The sequence below is a fragment of the Bradyrhizobium sp. Ken01 genome (assembly GCF_055807355.1).
This window is the reverse complement of the sequence record NZ_JBVVPC010000001.1, coordinates 361,147-376,716: the sequence shown is the minus strand read 5'-3', so window position 1 is coordinate 376,716 and position 15,570 is coordinate 361,147. Positions and strand designations below refer to the sequence as shown.

Below are 15,570 nucleotides of genomic sequence, written 5' to 3'. Positions count from 1 at the left end.
GACTAGCGTCGGCTACTGTGCATGGGGTTGTTTTCGCGTTTTTTTTTGCGCCGGGCTCTGCGAGCGGCCTCACGCCGCGTGCGAGACCACGCGATTGCGGCCGTCGTGCTTGGCGCGATACAGCGCGGTGTCGGCGCGCTTGAGGACATCGCCAACCGCCTCGCCCTTCTGCTCCAGCGTGGTCAGGCCGATCGAGATCGTGACCTCGATGCGCTTGGTGCCCTTGTGGATCGCAAAGGGCTCGCCGGCGATCGAACGGCGCAGGCGCTCGGCGACCATGCCGGCGACGTGGAGATCGGTCTCCGGCATCACGATGACGAACTCCTCGCCGCCGTAGCGGCAGGCAAGGTCAATGCCGCGGATCGACTTGCGCACCCGCACGGCGAATTCGCGCAGCACGTCGTCGCCGGCGTCGTGGCCGTAATTGTCGTTGATCGACTTGAAGTAGTCGATGTCCAGGATCATCAGCGCCAGCGGCTTGCCGCGGGTCGCGGCCTGCTCGGCCAGCGTCGCGAGATGGCTCTCCATGTAGCGGCGATTGTGCAGCCCGGTGAGCGCATCCGTGATCGCCATCTCGATCGAGTTCTGCACGTTGTCGCGCAGATGGTCGGTGTAGCGGCGGCGGCGGATCTGGGTGCGGGCACGCGCCAGCAGCTCGATCTTGTCGATGGGACGCAGCAGATAGTCGTTGACGCCGATCTCGAGCCCGCGCAGCAGGCGCGTCGCGTTCTCGGGGTCGGCGATCGCCAGGATCGGCACATGCCGCGTGCGCTCCAGGGAGCGCGCCTGGCTGCATAGCCTGAGGCCGTCGAAATTGTTGAGGTCGAGCGAGACGATCAGCAGATCGTAATTGCCCTCGGCGGCGTGGAACAGCGCCTCCGTCGGGTTCGGCTCGACGTCGATGGTGTGCTCGGCGGCGAGGATCGTCGCCAGCCGCTCATAGGAGGACTGACGATCGTCGACCAGCAGGATGCGGCCGCCCTTGCCGGTGTCGGAGATTGCACTGCGCTCGGGCGCCTGCATGCCGATCTCGAGCGAGGTGATGGCGCGCATGCGCAGCTCATCGGTCATCATCTTCAGCCGGGTCAGCGAGCGCACGCGCGCGATCAGCACGACGTCGGAGACGGGTTTTGTCAGGAAATCGTCGGCGCCGGCTTCCAGCCCGCGGTTGCGGTCAGCCGGGCTGTCGAGCGCGGTGACCATCACGACGGGAATGTGGTGCGTGGCCGGATTGGTCTTGAGGCGGCGGCAGACCTCGAAACCGTCCATGTCCGGCATCATGACGTCGAGCAGGATGATGTCGCATTCGGCGCGAGCGCAGATCGCCAGCGCCTCGGTGCCGTTCGCGGCGGTCATCACGTCGAAATACTCGGCGGACAGGCGGGCTTCGAGCAGCTTGACGTTGGCAGGGACGTCATCGACGACGAGGATACGCGCGGACACTGTGAACTCACTTCCTATCCGATGAAACGTCGGACCGTCTCAATGAATTTGCCGACCGAGATCGGCTTGGATAAATAGGCCTCGCAGCCGCCCTCGCGGATGCGCTCTTCGTCGCCCTTCATCGCGAATGCGGTAACGGCGACGACGGGAATGCTGCGCAGCTCCGGATCGTCCTTGATCCAGCGCGTCACCTCCAGGCCCGAGACCTGCGGCAATTGGATATCCATCAGCACGAGGTCGGGCCGCATCTTGCGAACGAGGTCGAGCGCCTCGTAGCCGTTGCTGGTGCCGGTGGTCTGGTAGCCGTGCGCCTCCAACAGGTCGCGGAAGAGCTTCATGTTGAGCTCGTTGTCTTCCACGATCAGGACGGTCTTAGCCATCCCGCCCTCCTGATTGGTCCGCAGACCGATGCATGTGACGCCTCAGGCGCCGGTCGCCGGCGCTTCGAAAACTGGATTCAAACTAGCCTCGAATTCGCTTGAGTTTCGTTAAACCCGAGGGCCGACTTTCTGCGATGTGGTTTCCAGTTGCTTGTCGGGGGTCGCAAGACTTACGAACGAGACTCGGGCATGGTGGCCCAAAGTAGACACCGAAAGTTAACGGAAAGGCAAACCGGCCACGTGAAAAAGCCTGTTCACAACCCCCGCGAAGTCGCTGAAATCGTTGCGCTTCAGGCGCTGTCTTTCGTCGCGGGCGAGCCGGAGCGGCTGGGCCTGTTCCTGGCCGAGACAGGGGTCGGCCCGGAGATGCTGCGCAATGCCGCCTCGGATCCCAATTTCCTGCTGAGCGTGCTCGATTTCGTGATGCGCGATGACGCCACCGTGAAGGCCTTTGCCTCGTCCGCGGAACTGCATCCGACCAATGTTGCCGCAGCGCGGCAGGTTCTCGGCGACGCGCTCGGCGACTCCCATTGGGAGCGCGACGTGCCGTGACCTCCCTGGAGACGGCCGGGCCCCGCTGCTTCTGCCGGGATTGTTCGGCCGATCTGGATATCGGCGTGCGGCGCTGTTCCGCCTGCGGTTCCCCCCGCCTCGCCCGCCACCGCGCGCTGGCAAGCCTGACCATCGCCCATATCGACTGCGACGCCTTCTACGCGACCGTCGAGAAGCGCGACAATCCCGACATCGCCGACAGGCCCGTCATCATCGGCGGGGGCAAGCGCGGCGTGGTGTCGGCCGCCTGCTACATCGCGCGCACCTACGGCGTGCGCTCGGCCATGCCGATGTACAAGGCGTTGGAAGCCTGCCCGCATGCGGCCGTGATCCCGCCGAACATGGCGAAATATGTTCGGGTCGGGCGCGAGGTGCGCCAGGCCATGCAGGCGCTGACGCCACTGGTCGAGCCGCTTTCGATTGACGAGGCGTTCCTCGATCTCTCCGGCACCGAGCGGGTGCACGGCATGATCCCGGCCAAGGTGCTGGCGCGGTTCGCACGTAACATCGAGCGCGACATCGGCATCAGCGTCTCGGTCGGCCTCTCCTGCAACAAGTTCCTGGCCAAGATCGCCTCCGACCTCGACAAGCCCCGCGGGTTTGCCGCGCTCGACCAGGAGGAAGCGCGCGAGATGCTGGCCGACAAGCCGGTCGGCTTCATTTTCGGCGTTGGACCCGCGACACAGGAGCGTCTGGTGCAACGCGGCTTCCGCATCATCGCCGACCTGCAAAAGGCCGACGAGATCGAGATGATGCGGCAGTTTCCGAGCGACGGCCGCAGGCTGTGGCGGCTGGCGCGCGGCATCGACGACCGCCGCGTCGAGCCAGATCGGGGCGCCAAGACGATTTCGAGCGAGACGACGTTCGAGACCGACATCCGCGACTTCGCCACGCTGGAGAAGATCCTGTGGCGGCTGTGCGAGAAGACGTCGTCTCGCCTCAAGAGCAGCGAGCTCGCCGGCTCGACCGTTACGCTGAAGCTGAAGACCGCCGATTTCCGCCAGCGCACTCGCTCGCAGTCGATCACGGCGCCGACGCAGCTTGCCGCAAAGATCTTCTCGATCTGCCGCGAGATGCTGGCCAAGGAGATCGACGGCACCGCTTTCCGCCTGATGGGCGCCGGCGTCAGCGCCCTGCGCGAGGGTTCAGTCGCCGACGACACCGACATGCTCGACCGCCGTGCCGCCCACGCCGAGCGCGCGGTGGACAGCTTGCGCAAGAAATTCGGCAGCGCCGCAGTGATCCGCGGCATCGCGTATGAGGGGCCGGAAAAGGCGGAGGAGTGATGACAGGCAAACGCGACCTCGACGCGCTGCTGAGAGACATGAAGCCGGATCTGCGGCCAGGCATCTTCGTGTTCTGCACGAGCCCGACAAACCAGCCGCTTGCCGCTGCGCTCAGCCCTTTGCTGACGTTCCGCGAGCAGGAAGGAACGACACTCGTGATCCCTCGCGACGAGGCCGAAGCGGCGGGACTACACTACGCATTTGCATCGTGCCTGATCACCCTGACGGTCCACTCCGCACTCGATGCGGTCGGTTTCCTGGCGGCGATCACGGCACATCTCGCTGGAGCCGGCATCAGCGTGAACGCCGTGTCGGCATTCCACCACGATCATCTGTTTGTGCCCGCTGACAGGGCAGACGAAGCGATGGTTCTTCTGCAAGAGATGTCGCTCACGAGGGAAGTGTAGCCCGGACTACGCTTTCGCTCCATCCAGGCTACGGGAAATATCTCAATCCGCGACCGCCACCGCCTCGATCTCGATCATCCATTCCGGCGCGGCGAGCGCCGTGACACCGACCAGCGTGCTGGCCGGCGGCTCCATGCCTTCGAAGAACGCCGAGCGGGCCTTGCCGATGATCGGGCGCAGCTCCGGCTTGTAGTTCACGACGAACGTCGTGATCTTCACGATGTTGGCGTAGCTCGCGCCGGCTGCTTTCAGCGCATGCCCGAGATTCTGCATCACCTGCGTGGTCTGCGCGGCGATGTCGCCCTCGCCGACGATCCGCCCCTCCTCGTCCACCGACACCTGGCCGGAGATGTAGATTGTCCGCGCCCCCGTGGCCGTGACGACATGCGAATAGGCGGGATTGTGATGCAGGCCGCTGGGGCGGAGATGATCGAGCTTGGGCATGATGCCTCCCGGATGTTTGTGGTTGGGAGGGAGCGTAGCCAGAGACCGCGTTGCAGGCCAGCCCTCAATTGCAGGGCTTGCTGTCCTTCGCGTCGAACTTGCCCATCGCGCCCGAAATCACAAAATCATTGTAATCGAGCACAAGCTGGCGCGAGACACCGTTCTCGTAGAGCTCGAATGCCATCGCGTAGACCGGCGTCTGCTCGCCTTCCTTCCGCTGGGCCTCGCGGTCGAAATAGCTGACGGTGACGGGCCAGCGCTTGAGCGACTTCATGTGCTCATCGGACGTTGAGGGATCGGGCGAACCTTCGCGCTCGGCCGGGATCGGCTGGCCGATCACGGTCAGCGTGTTGTAGACCTTCTGGCCATCGTCGGAGCCGTCATAGACGGAGAGCTCGAGCAGCGACTTGCCGTCCTTCGCGGCGGCGATGATGCGCTGTATCTGTTCGGTCGGAAACACGATCTTGCCGTCGAGCGTGAAACTCTTCGGCGCCGGCAGCTTCAGCTTGACGTTAATGTGGTCGCCGTCGCGCTCCGCCGAGCCATCGACCCGGCCGGCATCCGCCTCGTTCATCCGCGTCTCGATCTTGAAGCGGTAGCTTTTGCCGCCTGCGTCCTCCCAGGAATTGGAGCGGAGGTCGCTGAGCGTGACCTTGCCCTCGCCACTGTCGAGCTCGGACACCTGGCGGAATTCGGAGGTGTAGCCCTCGCACGAACTTCCGGTGAAATTGTAGAGGATGCGGCCGCGCGCGCTGTTGATCGAATTGGAGCGCGATTTCACCAGGCTCAAATCATAGAGCGCCTGATGCGCGAGGAACGGACCGTTCGCGGCCAGTGCCCCGCCTCCGGGGCCGAGAGCGGCCGCCGCAAGCGCCGTCACACCGAGCGAAGTCCGGAAAAGGTGCAGCATGTCTGGTCCCTGGGGAAAGCGCAGATTCGACATTTTAATGAACGTTCCATTGCGTCGCAACTGAGGCCGTTTCACGTAAAGTTGCGGCCCTTGCGTTGAACCTCCTGCCTTGCCTCAACAAATTGCCACCCCGACGGTTGCTTGCATGTGGCGGCATGATGGGCGAAACAGAGCCCGCCCGTGCTGCAAGGGATGCGCCCGGGCGGATGGATTTTTGGACAACGAGGTCGGACATGGCGGGCACGGTCGAGCACAAGCTGGCGGAACAGGGCATCAAGCTGCACGAAGCCCCCACCCCCGTGGCCAATTACGTCCCGTTCGTACGCACCGGTAACCTGCTGTTCGTCTCCGGCCAGGTTTGCTTTGATCCCGCCGGCAAGCTGATCGCCAAGGGCAAGCTCGGCGCCGGCGTGACCATCGAAGACGGCGCGGCGGCCGCCCGCGGCTGCGCCGTCAACCTGCTGGCCCAGGTCAAGGCGGCGCTCGGCGACCTCGACAAGGTCGTGCGCGTGGTGCGCCTCGGCGGCTTCATCAACTCGGCGCCGGACTTCCTGGACGGGCCGAAGGTCCTCAACGGCGCCTCCGACCTGATGGTCGCAGCCTTCGGTGACAAGGGCCGCCATGCCCGCACCACGGTAGGCGTCGCCTCGCTGCCCGCGGATGCGGCGGTCGAGGTCGAAGGCGTGTTCGAGGTCGCCTGAGGCGAATGCACGCTCCTGACTGGCTGACAGCCCGCCCGGTCGCCCACCGCGGCCTGCACGATATTTCCCGCGGCATTGTCGAGAACATGCCGGGCGCGGTACAGGCTGCGATTGCTGGCAATTTCTCGATCGAGGTCGACATCCAGCTCTCCGCCGACGGCGAGGCCATGGTGCATCACGACCATGCGCTGGGCCGCCTCACCGAAGCTACCGGGCCGCTGGTCGAGAAAACCGCCGCCGAGCTGAAGGCGCTCACGTTCAAGGACACGGCCGAGCGGATGATGTCGCTCAGCGACCTCTGCGGCCTGGTCGCCGGCCACGTGCCGCTGGTGATCGAGGTCAAGAGCCATTTTGACCGCGACCGCAAGCTGGTGAAGCGGATGGCCGAGGTGCTGGCGTCCTATGACGGACCTGCCGTCGGCATGTCCTTCGACCCGGACCAGGTGCTGGCGCTGGCCGAGCTGCTGCCCTCCCGCCCGCGCGGCATCGTCGCGCAGCGGAGCTATGAGGACGAATACTGGGCTTACCTGACCCAGGAGCAGCGCGACAGCATGCTGTACCTGCGCCACGGCTTCCAGACCCAGCCGCATTTCGTCGCCTTCAGGGTCGACGACCTGCCCGCCCCGGCCCCCTGGATCGCCCGCAATTTGTTCGGCTGCGCTCTGCTCGGCTGGACCGTACGTACGACCGAGCAACGTACGCGGGTCGCGCAACATGCGGACCAGATGATCTTCGAGGGCTTCGTGCCGTAGGCTTGATGTTTCCCACTCTTGAAGTCGCTGCTGCAATGCACGATCTTGGGCATGATGGCACCATCCGAAATCACCCTTGAGGCCGTACCTTCCATTGGCGAAGTATCGCCGGACGACTGGGACGCCTGCGCCAATCCCGGCAAGCTTTGTAACGGGCGTGGCAAGGGAACCTCATCCGGGCTTCCAGGCGATTCCCCCGGCCTCTCAAAGCCTGCCTATAACCCCTTTGTCTCCCACGCGTTTTTGTCGGCCGTTGAGAAATCGGGTTCGGCAACAATCCGCACCGGCTGGGGCCCGCGGCATCTCGTGGCCAAGATCGACGGCCAGGTCGCCGGTGTCGTGCCCTGCTATCTGAAATCGCACTCGCAAGGCGAATATGTCTTCGACCGCGGCTGGGCCGATGCCTATGAGCGCGCCGGCGGGCGGTACTATCCGAAGCTGCAGGTTTCGGTTCCCTTCACGCCGGCCACGGGACAGCGGCTGCTGGTCCGCGAGGGCGTTGACCGCGAGCGCATCACGGAGGCCCTGGCGAGCGGGCTCGTGGCGCTATGCGGAGTCAGCAAGGCTTCCTCGGTGCACGTCACTTTCGCCCGGGAGGCGGAGTGGAAGCTGCTCGCCGAGCACGGCTTCCTCCAGCGCACCGACCAGCAGTTCCATTGGCACAACGAGGGTTTTGCGAGTTTCGACGATTTCCTGGCGACGCTGAACTCCCGCCACCGCAAATCGATCAAGCGCGAGCGGCGCGATGCGCTGGCAGCCGGCGTCACGATCCACTGGCTCACGGGCAAGGACATCACCGAAGACGCATGGGATGCGTTTTTCATGTTCTACATGGAGACCGGCTCGCGCAAATGGGGCCGGCCGTACCTCACCCGCGAATTCTTTTCGCTGATCGGCGAGACCATGAGCGATGACGTGCTGCTGGTGATGGCCCGTCGCAACAGTCGCTGGATCGCGGGCGCGATCAACTTCATCGGCTCGGACACGCTGTTCGGCCGCAACTGGGGTGCGGTCGAGCATCATCCCTTCCTGCATTTCGAGGTCTGCTATTATCAGGCGATCGACTTCGCCATCAAACGCGGGCTAACGAACGTCGAAGCCGGTGCGCAGGGCGAGCACAAGATCGCGCGCGGCTACCTGCCGCGAACCACCCACTCCGCTCACTTCATCGCCGATCCGGGCTTGCGCCGCGCCATCGACGATTACCTCAAGCGCGAACGCGCCTATGTCGCGGAAGCCGGACGGGAGCTGGCCGGGCTCGGCCCGTTCCGCAAAGGCGTCGACGAGGCGCCTTGACGGTTCGCTGCGGCTGGTGACAGTAAGCGCAAAGTTTCGAGGAGCCGCCGCCATGACCGCCTATGACCCCGACAACATTTTCGCGAAGATCCTGCGCGGTGAATTCTCCTGCCACAAGGTTTACGAGGATGAGCACGTGCTCGCCTTCCTCGATATCATGCCGCGGGTACCTGGCCACACGCTGGTGATTCCAAAAGCGCCTGCCCGCAACATCCTCGACATCAAGCCTGACGACTACGCCCATGTCGCCCGCGGCGCGCACAAGATCGCTGCGGCAGCGATGACGGCATTCAAGGCCGACGGCATCACCGTGCAGCAGTTCAACGAGGCGGCCGGCGGACAGGTGGTGTTTCATCTGCACATGCACGTGATGCCGCGCCACGACGGCATAGCGATGCTTCCGCCCGCCAGCCGCAAGGAAGACGTCAAGGTGCTGGAAGAGAACGCGACCAAGCTGATCGCGGCGTTGAAGAGCTAATCGTCATTCCGGGGCGCGACGAAGTCGCGAGCCCGCATTTCACGGCCTTCTCTGCTGCCCGATGGATTCCGGGCTCGTGCCTACGGCACGCCCCGGAATGACGGAGAAAATTCACTCCGTCTGAAAATCCCCCGGCTGCGGCGCGGTCAGCGGCGTGAACTCGCAACGATCTGGTTTGATGTCGATCAGCGGCGTGTTGTCGAGGCAATCGAGCCCCCGCACCAGAATCGCGTTGCCCTCGATGCCGACCAGCTTCACGATCGACGTGCCGATCGGATTGGGGCGCACCGGCGAGCGCAGCGAAAACGTGCCACGGGTCTTCTCATTGTTCTTCGGGCTTTGCAGGACGATGTCGCGGCGCGACTTGTCGAGCCAGTAGAGCACTTCGAGATTGCTGTAGAAATCGACGCCCTTGATCGCCGGCACGAACGGCTCGAAGACCTCGAGGCGGCATATCGGGCCGTCTGTCCGGCCCTGGCGCGGGGTCTCCAGCCGCGAGCTCCAGGGCGTGCGGATGCGGCCGATGAAGACGAGGCCGGCATCCTGTGTCGGCGGCAGCTCGATGGAGACTTCACCCTCGCGGAGCTGGTTTTCGCGAACCATATTTCCAATTCCCTGCTGTTCGCCGGCGGTTTTAGCCCAACCACCACTTGCCGGCCAGCATGAAGACTTCGCCCGCGACCACGCCCGCGAAGATCGAGCGGCGGGTCAGCAGGAAGACGACGAGACCGGCGCCGACCGCACCGTAGCGCAAGGCGTCCGGCACGCTCGCAAGCGCCCCGGGCGGCTCGACCACGATCTGGGCGATGACGCCGGCCAGGATCGCGGTGGCGACCGCCCGTACCCAGACCAGAAGCTCGGAGCCCTCGTCGATGCCGCCGCCAAACCACAGGCCCAGCATGCGCCATATCTGGTTGGGAACAACGCCGGCGACGAACAGCACCGCCAGCGCCTGCCAGTCGCCAATGAGCTGCGCAAAGTTCATGCGCGCACCTCCCGCCACCAATGCACGCCATAGGCAATGGTGCCCGCTACGAGGCCGCTGACGAGGATGTCGAGGCCGGAGTTCATCTTCGCCGCCAGCGGATAGAGCAGAACCCCGAGCGCCAGTGCGACGACATCGGCGACCTCGCGGCTGTTGCTTGCGGTCGAGAACAGGAAGGACAGCGGCGTCAGCAACAGGATCGCCGCGCCAAGCGTCTGGGTCAGATTGGCGGCAAGGAAATAGCCGACCGTGTTGGCGGTGAGACACACCGAAACGAGACCGAAGCCAAGTCCGTTGACGAAGGCGATCCGGCGTTCACGCGGCACCTGCGGCAGGAAGCGATGGCATTCGACCCACAGTGTCACTGCAGTGAGATGCGCCGCGAAGAACAGCTCGCGCCGCTTCGTCGTCGGCGTGCGCATCAGCGGCAACACCGAGACCACCATCGGAAACAGGCGCACGGCGCTGACGGTGACTGCGATCGCCGACTGGATGATGGTCGCGCCTGAGCCGAGCGTGGTGATCAGGATGATCTGCGCCGGCCCCGCCCAGACGAACAGCGTCGAGCAGAGCGCCCAGAGCAGGCTGAAATGGGTATCGTGGGCGAGCGCGCCAATGCCGAGATAGGTTGCGAACAGGACGAGGGTGAGGATCGTCTGCGTGATCGAGCGCAGCCCCCACGCAAAGGCGCGCCAGGGACTTTGCCATTGAGGTGAATCGAGCGGAGGAAGCGCCACGGGAGTCTTGGCCGGATGAGGAATCGTGCCCGCATAACGGGCAATGCGGCGCCTCGCGTCAAGGAAGCGCGCGGCGGGGCTGGCATGCACGCTGGGACAGATACCCTACCCGCTCACGCCGCGGTTCTTCAGCACGAAGCACGCCCCGCCAGCCTTGCGGATGCGACCGCAGAGTTCATCCGCCTCGCTCCGCGTATCGGCGCCGATGCGCACCTGGTAGAAGGCGCGCGTGCCGCGGCTGCGCATCACCGAGCTGAGCAGGCTCGGATCACGATCGCCGATCACGGCGCTCAGCCGCGTGACCGCGCGGGAATACATCGCCAGCGCCCGGTTGCGGTCGAAGCCGGCGGCGAGCTGCACGCCCCAGATCTTTGCGGCCGCAAGCTCCACATGCTGCTCGAGCTCAGCGACGAAAGCATTTGGCGCGCGCTTCAAAAGCGCCATCAGATCGCGGCAGCTCGTCGGCGGCGCGCTCGGCGGCCCCTTGCCGGTTGCGCCTGCCTTGGCCCACGCATCGACGCTCGTGCCAGTGATGGCAAGAACGTAATTGCGGGTCTGCTCCGGCATGCCGCCGGTGCCGGCGAGCCATTCCTGCACCCGGCGCGGCCCGGCATTGTAGGCGGCCGCCGCCAAGCCGAGATTGCCGAACTGCTTGCGCAGCTCGTTCAGGAATTCCGCCGACTTCGGCAGCGCCTGCACCGGATTGAAGGGATTGAGCAGCCCGCGCTCGCTCGCGGTGCCCGGCATGAATTGCGCGATCCCCTGCGCGTGTTCGCCGCTGCGCGTCATAGGTCCCACCGCATCGGCCTGGAAGCGGCTCTCCTGCCAGATCACGCGGGCGAAGAACTCCAGCGGCAGATTGGCATCGCGCGCTGCGGCCTCGACGATCAGGCAGATCGATTCCCGCGTGTCGCTCTCGCGCGCATCCGCGGGCTTCGCCGGCGGCATCGCGAGCTCTTCGACGCTGGGGACGGCGACATCGGTCTTGGCGGGCGAACTGTCCCACGCCGCGGCCTGTGTCGCCGGGACGAGCAGCGCGAGGATGATGAACATCGCAATCTGCACCCATCCTGTGCAGGCATGGCGGTGGCGCGCCTCGGCGCGGCATGCGACAGTGTGATCTGCCATGTTGTGGCATCGTGCCATGGTTCGACGAGTTGCCAATATATGCTGCCTGACCTGCTTCTCCCAATGCGTTACCCCGCCAAACGGATCCGCGCGATCCTTGTCCTCGCCGCAGTCACCCTGAGCGTCGCGCCAGCCGCCGCGCAGGTGACGTCTCAAGTCACGTCTCAGGTCGCATCTCAAGTCACTTGGCGGATGACCACGGAATACCCTGAGAATAACATCTCCGGGATTGGACTCGCGACCTTCGCCAGCCGCGTCTCCGACCGTACCCACGGTTTCGTGACCGTGACCAACGCCTTCGACAACCAGCTCAAGATCAACTCGGGCGAGATGCCGCGCGCGGCGCTGGACGGCCGGATCGCGGGCGGCGATGCCTTCGCGGGCGCACTCTCGGGTCTCGACCCTGTGTTCGGATTGTCCACCCTGCCCTTCCTGGTGCAATCGGTCGACCTCGCCCGCGCCGCCAATCTGCGGGCGCGCCCACTCTATGAGAAGGCCCTCGCGGCGCGCGGCCTCAAGCTGCTCTATGTGACGATCTGGCCGGCCACGGGCCTCTGGTCGGAGCGGCCGCTCGAAGGTGCCGACGACCTGCCGAAACTGAACTTGCGAACCTACGATGCCAATTCCACCGAGGTCATGCGCGCGGCCGGCGCGAACGCGCAGTTCCTGCCGATGGACGCGGCGCTGGCCGGACTGAGGGAACACCGGCTGAATGCCTTCGTCACCTCCGGAGACGGCGGTGCGGGGCGCAAATTGTGGGACTTTCTGCCGCATTTCACGGCCATCAACTACGCGATGCCGATCTCGATCGCCTTCGTCCGCAGCGACGCCTTTGCCGAATTGTCCGAGCCGATGCAGCGCGAGGTGCTGGTCGCGGCGGCCGAGACGGAGCAGAGCCAGCTCGCGCTACTGACCCACCGCACCATCGAGAACTATGCGCGCATGCGGGACAATGGCGTCCATATCGCCGAGCCGGCGCCGCCGTCTCTCGTCGCCACGCTCCGAAAGGCGGCAACGCCTGCGATCACGGCTTGGGAGGCACGGGCCGGCACCGACGCCGCCGCGATCGTCGAATGGGCTCGGCAACAATGAAGCATCCCCTCTTGACTTGAGGACCCAGCCAACTAGCAACAGGCGACGATATCAACGCCGGTGCCACCCTGATGGTTACGATCTATTTCGATCTCGACGGCACGCTGACCAACCCGAAGCCCGGAATCACGCGCTCGATCCAGTACGCCCTGGAGCGGCTCAACGTCGCGGTGCCGAGCGAAGACGAGCTGACCTGGTGCATCGGGCCGCCGCTGCATGCCAGCCTGCAAAAGCTCACGGGCAGCGCGGAACTTGCCGACCGGGCGCTGCTGCTCTATCGCGAGCGCTTCAGCGATGTCGGCCTGTTCGAGAACGAGGCCTATGCCGGCATCATGGACACACTGACAACGCTTGCCGCGACAACACCGCGCATGTTCGTGGCGACCAGCAAGCCGGCGGTCTACGCCAGCCGCATCGTCGAGCATTTTGGCCTGAAGCCGTATTTCGAGCGCGTGTTCGGCTCTGAACTCGACGGCACCCGCGTCGACAAGCGCGACCTGCTGCGCTACGCGCTCGACGAAGCCAAAGTCGATCCCGCCAGCGCGATCATGATCGGCGACCGCAGCCATGACGTGGTCGGCGCCCGCACCAACGGCATGACCGCGATCGGCGTGCTCTATGGCTACGGCAGCGAGACCGAGCTGCGGGACGCCGGCGCGCATCACATCTGCGCGGCGCATCCCGAGCTGCTCGGTCACTGCGTGATCTAACTCTATCAAGCGGCGACGGTCTCCACCGCCGCCAGCATGCCGGTCTTGGCATGACAGTTCAGATATTCGAAGAACTGCTCGTCGGCAGCCGCCACGGTGACCTCGTGGTAGAGCCGCAGTCTTGCCGAGGGGCCGAGCGTGGACAGGTACTTCATCGCGGCGCCGAATATCCTGACGTGGGTCGGATGCGATTCCGCCCACCGTTCCAGCGCCGCCAGGCTCTTCCACCAGCTTTGACCATAGGACTTTTCACTCGCGTCCCCGTTGGCTGCAAGCACGCGCATGTAACGGTTGGCGTAACAGCCGATGCCGAGGCCGTCATCGCGCAGGAAATCCATGCCCTCGCGCAACACCGGTTCGACGTCGTCGAGATAGAGCTTTCGCTCGGACGACTCGGTATCGCTCCAATCCTGGCCTGATCGGATCAGGCAGAGATTGTCGTGCGCCTGCACGCGTAGCCGCGCGCCGTCACGGATCAATTCGGGATTGCCGCCCGGCGACATTGGATCGGTCTGCGACAGCGGGATGCGGTCGCGCATGCCGCCCCAATAGGCGTGCTCCTGCACCTCGCCGCTCATGCCGCCGGCGATAGCGGCGACGCCCTCGGGCCGGCCGAGCGAGGAAAACAGCGTCTCGTGCCGCGCCACAATGGGGCGCAGCACCTCGATGAAAGTGCCGATGCCCTCGCGCTGCGTTCCGGTCCAGGCCTCGCGCGCCGGTGCAAACCATTTGTCGAAGCGAGCGATGTCGTCCCAATAGGCCACCGAGACGACGTTCTCGTAGCCGGCCTGATCAGCATATTGCGCGCGGTCCCAATGCGTGGGCCCACCCTCCGCGGCAAACCGCGCCGCGATTTCGGCGAGCCTATCCGTTGCAGCCGCCGGCGCCGTATCGCGATATTGCAGGCCGAAATACGCCATCACGACGCGGTTCACGGCAGGCTTATAGCGCGCCACGAAGGACGGGTACGGCGGCTGGTAATCGTCCGGCACGCGCTTGTGGCGCGTGCGCGGGGTCTCGAGATGCAGAGGAATTGCGGATTCCATAGGCGTGCCTCCCCTTGATTCCGGCGATCAGCTCGCCGCCGCGGCAATATCCGTGGGCTCGACGGTGTCGACCGGCAGCGCAAACTGCTCGACGCGCTGGTATCGCTTCTTGTTGAGCAGGAGCCGGGTCACGTCAGGGCGCGAATAGTGCCCAGCTGGATCAGCGGCATTCTTGGCGACGCCGATAGCGCCAAGATCGATCTCGGCAATCAAGAGGCCCTCCTGGTCCGGCGCGAGCTTGTCGCCAATCTGGCTGCCATCGGGACCGTAGATCGCAGCGAAGCCACCGCCGGCATGCAGCAGCGCGTGCTTGTCCGGCCGGTCACACAGCTCGTCGATCATCGCTTGCGAGACCGTCGCGCATGGCGCGAGCACGAAGCAGGAGCCCTCCACCGCATAGACCCGCGAGGCGGCGTTATTCACTTCGGCGCCGAGTGCCGGCGCAAAGGGATCGTAGAGCGAAAAGCTAGGCCAGGCCGCGACATGGACCTGCTCGTTCTGGGCGTACATCGCGTATTTCGACAGCGGCTGGAGATGCTCCCAGCAGCACAGTGCGCCGATACGGCCGATGTCGGACCGCGCATGCACGGCGAGATCGCTGCCGTCGCCCTCGCCATACACCGTGCGCTCGGCATGGGTCGGCCGCAGCTTGCGGCGCTTTGCGATGGTCTCGCCATCGGGCCCGATCAGCCATTGCGCCAGATAAAGACTGCCGCCGTCGCGCTCGGACAGGCCGAGCACGGCAGTGAGCTTGGCCTTGCGCACGGCGTCGCGCAGCCGCTCGGCCTGCGAACTGTCATAGGACAGCGAATTGTCGAAATAGCGCTGCACGAAGCCGCGACCGATGGCCCAGGCCGGCGAATCCATCCAGATGTGCCAAGGGTAGCCGGGGATGAAGGCTTCCGGAAAGGCGATCAGCTTGGCGCCCTTCTCGGCGGCGTCCCTGATCAGGGCGATCGACTTGTCGATCGAGGCGTCGAGATCGAGCCAGGCGGGCGCCGCCTGCACCACCGCGACCTTGTATTTCGGATGTTCGATGCCCATTCCCGCCTCCCTTGCCGGTTGATCGGAAGCCAGGTCCGATGCAGTCTATTTGACCAAGCCGGGCGGCGGGCGCTCGACCGCGGCGGAACAAAAACTCGACCGGACGGGATCGCCGGCCCGGTACGGGATTTGCCTCCGGCCAGGCGGGACCTGCGCCAACGCGCGATGTTGCGGGATGT

19 protein-coding genes are annotated in these 15,570 nt (G+C 65.1%); 9 read left to right on the top strand and 10 right to left on the bottom strand.

All coding sequences use genetic code 11. The annotated features are described in order from the left end of the window. Positions 1-69: 69 nt before the first annotated feature. On the bottom strand, positions 70-1,443 hold the full coding sequence (locus tag AC0L3S_RS01720; RefSeq protein WP_473259527.1) for a PleD family two-component system response regulator: 1,374 nt from the start codon (positions 1,441-1,443) through the stop codon (positions 70-72). 14 nt (positions 1,444-1,457) lie between these two features. Further along, the gene (locus AC0L3S_RS01715; RefSeq protein ID WP_007603272.1) at positions 1,458-1,823 is read right to left on the bottom strand and encodes a response regulator; all 366 of its coding nucleotides are present in this window, start codon (positions 1,821-1,823) and stop codon (positions 1,458-1,460) included. Positions 1,824-2,063: 240 nt separating this feature from the next. Between AC0L3S_RS01715 and AC0L3S_RS01710 the strand changes: the two genes are divergently transcribed. Genes AC0L3S_RS01710 through AC0L3S_RS01700 form a run of 3 tightly spaced genes read left to right on the top strand, consistent with a single transcriptional unit; the run spans position 2,064 to position 4,068 of the window. After that, positions 2,064-2,375 carry a DUF3572 domain-containing protein gene (locus tag AC0L3S_RS01710; RefSeq protein WP_473260085.1) on the top strand — a complete coding sequence of 104 codons (312 nt, stop codon included), beginning with the start codon at positions 2,064-2,066 and terminating at the stop codon, positions 2,373-2,375. After that, on the top strand, positions 2,372-3,661 hold the full coding sequence (locus tag AC0L3S_RS01705; RefSeq protein WP_473277898.1) for a DNA polymerase IV: 1,290 nt from the start codon (positions 2,372-2,374) through the stop codon (positions 3,659-3,661). The genes AC0L3S_RS01710 and AC0L3S_RS01705 overlap by 4 nt, the downstream gene beginning before the upstream one ends. Next, a complete protein-coding gene (locus tag AC0L3S_RS01700) occupies positions 3,661-4,068 on the top strand; it encodes an ACT domain-containing protein (RefSeq protein WP_473277897.1) in 408 nt (135 codons plus the stop codon). The genes AC0L3S_RS01705 and AC0L3S_RS01700 overlap by 1 nt, the downstream gene beginning before the upstream one ends. A gap of 42 nt (positions 4,069-4,110) precedes the next feature. On the opposite strand, the gene AC0L3S_RS01695 is transcribed toward AC0L3S_RS01700, so the two are convergent. Together AC0L3S_RS01695 and AC0L3S_RS01690 are read right to left on the bottom strand one after the other, a co-directional pair. Beyond that, complete coding sequence (locus AC0L3S_RS01695; protein ID WP_473277896.1) at positions 4,111-4,512, bottom strand: RidA family protein; 402 nt, start codon at positions 4,510-4,512, stop codon at positions 4,111-4,113. Positions 4,513-4,576: 64 nt separating this feature from the next. Beyond that, positions 4,577-5,422 carry a cell envelope integrity EipB family protein gene (locus AC0L3S_RS01690; RefSeq protein WP_275167938.1) on the bottom strand — a complete coding sequence of 282 codons (846 nt, stop codon included), beginning with the start codon at positions 5,420-5,422 and terminating at the stop codon, positions 4,577-4,579. Between the two features lie 233 nt (positions 5,423-5,655). Between AC0L3S_RS01690 and AC0L3S_RS01685 the strand changes: the two genes are divergently transcribed. From AC0L3S_RS01685 to AC0L3S_RS01670, 4 genes are read left to right on the top strand one after another with little or no spacing between them, the layout of a single operon-like run. Then, positions 5,656-6,123, top strand: coding sequence for a RidA family protein (locus AC0L3S_RS01685; protein ID WP_473259516.1), 468 nt, complete (start codon positions 5,656-5,658; stop codon positions 6,121-6,123). A gap of 5 nt (positions 6,124-6,128) precedes the next feature. Beyond that, complete coding sequence (locus AC0L3S_RS01680) at positions 6,129-6,875, top strand: glycerophosphodiester phosphodiesterase (protein ID WP_473277895.1); 747 nt, start codon at positions 6,129-6,131, stop codon at positions 6,873-6,875. A 54-nt stretch (positions 6,876-6,929) separates the two neighbouring features. Next, positions 6,930-8,171: a GNAT family N-acetyltransferase gene (locus AC0L3S_RS01675; protein ID WP_473277931.1), complete on the top strand. Its 1,242-nt coding sequence runs from the start codon at positions 6,930-6,932 to the stop codon at positions 8,169-8,171. A gap of 52 nt (positions 8,172-8,223) precedes the next feature. Beyond that, a complete protein-coding gene (locus tag AC0L3S_RS01670; RefSeq protein WP_473277894.1) occupies positions 8,224-8,649 on the top strand; it encodes an HIT family protein in 426 nt (141 codons plus the stop codon). Between the two features lie 111 nt (positions 8,650-8,760). On the opposite strand, the gene tsaA is transcribed toward AC0L3S_RS01670, so the two are convergent. From tsaA to AC0L3S_RS01650, 4 genes are all read right to left on the bottom strand, one after another. Beyond that, positions 8,761-9,252, bottom strand: a complete 492-nt coding sequence (gene tsaA / locus AC0L3S_RS01665; RefSeq protein ID WP_473277893.1) for a tRNA (N6-threonylcarbamoyladenosine(37)-N6)-methyltransferase TrmO — start codon at positions 9,250-9,252, stop codon at positions 8,761-8,763. A 31-nt stretch (positions 9,253-9,283) separates the two neighbouring features. Next, positions 9,284-9,634 carry an AzlD domain-containing protein gene (locus AC0L3S_RS01660; RefSeq protein WP_473277892.1) on the bottom strand — a complete coding sequence of 117 codons (351 nt, stop codon included), beginning with the start codon at positions 9,632-9,634 and terminating at the stop codon, positions 9,284-9,286. Next, positions 9,631-10,371, bottom strand: coding sequence for an AzlC family ABC transporter permease (locus AC0L3S_RS01655; protein WP_473277891.1), 741 nt, complete (start codon positions 10,369-10,371; stop codon positions 9,631-9,633). Before AC0L3S_RS01655 ends, AC0L3S_RS01660 begins: the two co-directional genes overlap by 4 nt. A gap of 105 nt (positions 10,372-10,476) precedes the next feature. Next, on the bottom strand, positions 10,477-11,424 hold the full coding sequence (locus AC0L3S_RS01650; RefSeq protein WP_473277930.1) for a transglycosylase SLT domain-containing protein: 948 nt from the start codon (positions 11,422-11,424) through the stop codon (positions 10,477-10,479). Between the two features lie 114 nt (positions 11,425-11,538). Here AC0L3S_RS01650 and AC0L3S_RS01645 point away from each other — a divergent pair, with 114 nt between their 5' ends. Beyond that, on the top strand, positions 11,539-12,591 hold the full coding sequence (locus AC0L3S_RS01645; protein WP_473277890.1) for a TRAP transporter substrate-binding protein: 1,053 nt from the start codon (positions 11,539-11,541) through the stop codon (positions 12,589-12,591). A 71-nt stretch (positions 12,592-12,662) separates the two neighbouring features. Beyond that, positions 12,663-13,301 carry an HAD family hydrolase gene (locus AC0L3S_RS01640; RefSeq protein ID WP_473259505.1) on the top strand — a complete coding sequence of 213 codons (639 nt, stop codon included), beginning with the start codon at positions 12,663-12,665 and terminating at the stop codon, positions 13,299-13,301. 5 nt (positions 13,302-13,306) lie between these two features. Here the strand turns inward: AC0L3S_RS01640 and AC0L3S_RS01635 are convergent, their stop codons facing one another. Together AC0L3S_RS01635 and AC0L3S_RS01630 are read right to left on the bottom strand one after the other, a co-directional pair. Then, positions 13,307-14,347: a phenylacetaldoxime dehydratase family protein gene (locus AC0L3S_RS01635; RefSeq protein WP_473259502.1), complete on the bottom strand. Its 1,041-nt coding sequence runs from the start codon at positions 14,345-14,347 to the stop codon at positions 13,307-13,309. 27 nt (positions 14,348-14,374) lie between these two features. After that, entirely contained in the window at positions 14,375-15,391 is a 1,017-nt protein-coding gene (locus AC0L3S_RS01630; RefSeq protein ID WP_473259500.1) for a carbon-nitrogen hydrolase family protein, read from the bottom strand. Positions 15,392-15,570 lie beyond the last annotated feature (179 nt).

Coding starts and splice junctions, on each gene's coding strand:
- AC0L3S_RS01635 (WP_473259502.1), bottom strand. CDS start 14,347: ATGGAATCCGCAATTCCTCTGCATCTCGAGACCCCGCGCACGCGCCAC.
- AC0L3S_RS01675 (WP_473277931.1), top strand. CDS start 6,930: ATGGCACCATCCGAAATCACCCTTGAGGCCGTACCTTCCATTGGCGAA.
- AC0L3S_RS01680 (WP_473277895.1), top strand. CDS start 6,129: ATGCACGCTCCTGACTGGCTGACAGCCCGCCCGGTCGCCCACCGCGGC.
- tsaA (WP_473277893.1), bottom strand. CDS start 9,252: ATGGTTCGCGAAAACCAGCTCCGCGAGGGTGAAGTCTCCATCGAGCTG.
- AC0L3S_RS01685 (WP_473259516.1), top strand. CDS start 5,656: ATGGCGGGCACGGTCGAGCACAAGCTGGCGGAACAGGGCATCAAGCTG.
- AC0L3S_RS01660 (WP_473277892.1), bottom strand. CDS start 9,634: ATGAACTTTGCGCAGCTCATTGGCGACTGGCAGGCGCTGGCGGTGCTG.
- AC0L3S_RS01670 (WP_473277894.1), top strand. CDS start 8,224: ATGACCGCCTATGACCCCGACAACATTTTCGCGAAGATCCTGCGCGGT.
- AC0L3S_RS01650 (WP_473277930.1), bottom strand. CDS start 11,424: ATGTTCATCATCCTCGCGCTGCTCGTCCCGGCGACACAGGCCGCGGCG.
- AC0L3S_RS01645 (WP_473277890.1), top strand. CDS start 11,539: ATGCTGCCTGACCTGCTTCTCCCAATGCGTTACCCCGCCAAACGGATC.
- AC0L3S_RS01700 (WP_473277897.1), top strand. CDS start 3,661: ATGACAGGCAAACGCGACCTCGACGCGCTGCTGAGAGACATGAAGCCG.
- AC0L3S_RS01690 (WP_275167938.1), bottom strand. CDS start 5,422: ATGCTGCACCTTTTCCGGACTTCGCTCGGTGTGACGGCGCTTGCGGCG.
- AC0L3S_RS01630 (WP_473259500.1), bottom strand. CDS start 15,391: ATGGGCATCGAACATCCGAAATACAAGGTCGCGGTGGTGCAGGCGGCG.
- AC0L3S_RS01640 (WP_473259505.1), top strand. CDS start 12,663: ATGGTTACGATCTATTTCGATCTCGACGGCACGCTGACCAACCCGAAG.
- AC0L3S_RS01715 (WP_007603272.1), bottom strand. CDS start 1,823: ATGGCTAAGACCGTCCTGATCGTGGAAGACAACGAGCTCAACATGAAG.
- AC0L3S_RS01695 (WP_473277896.1), bottom strand. CDS start 4,512: ATGCCCAAGCTCGATCATCTCCGCCCCAGCGGCCTGCATCACAATCCC.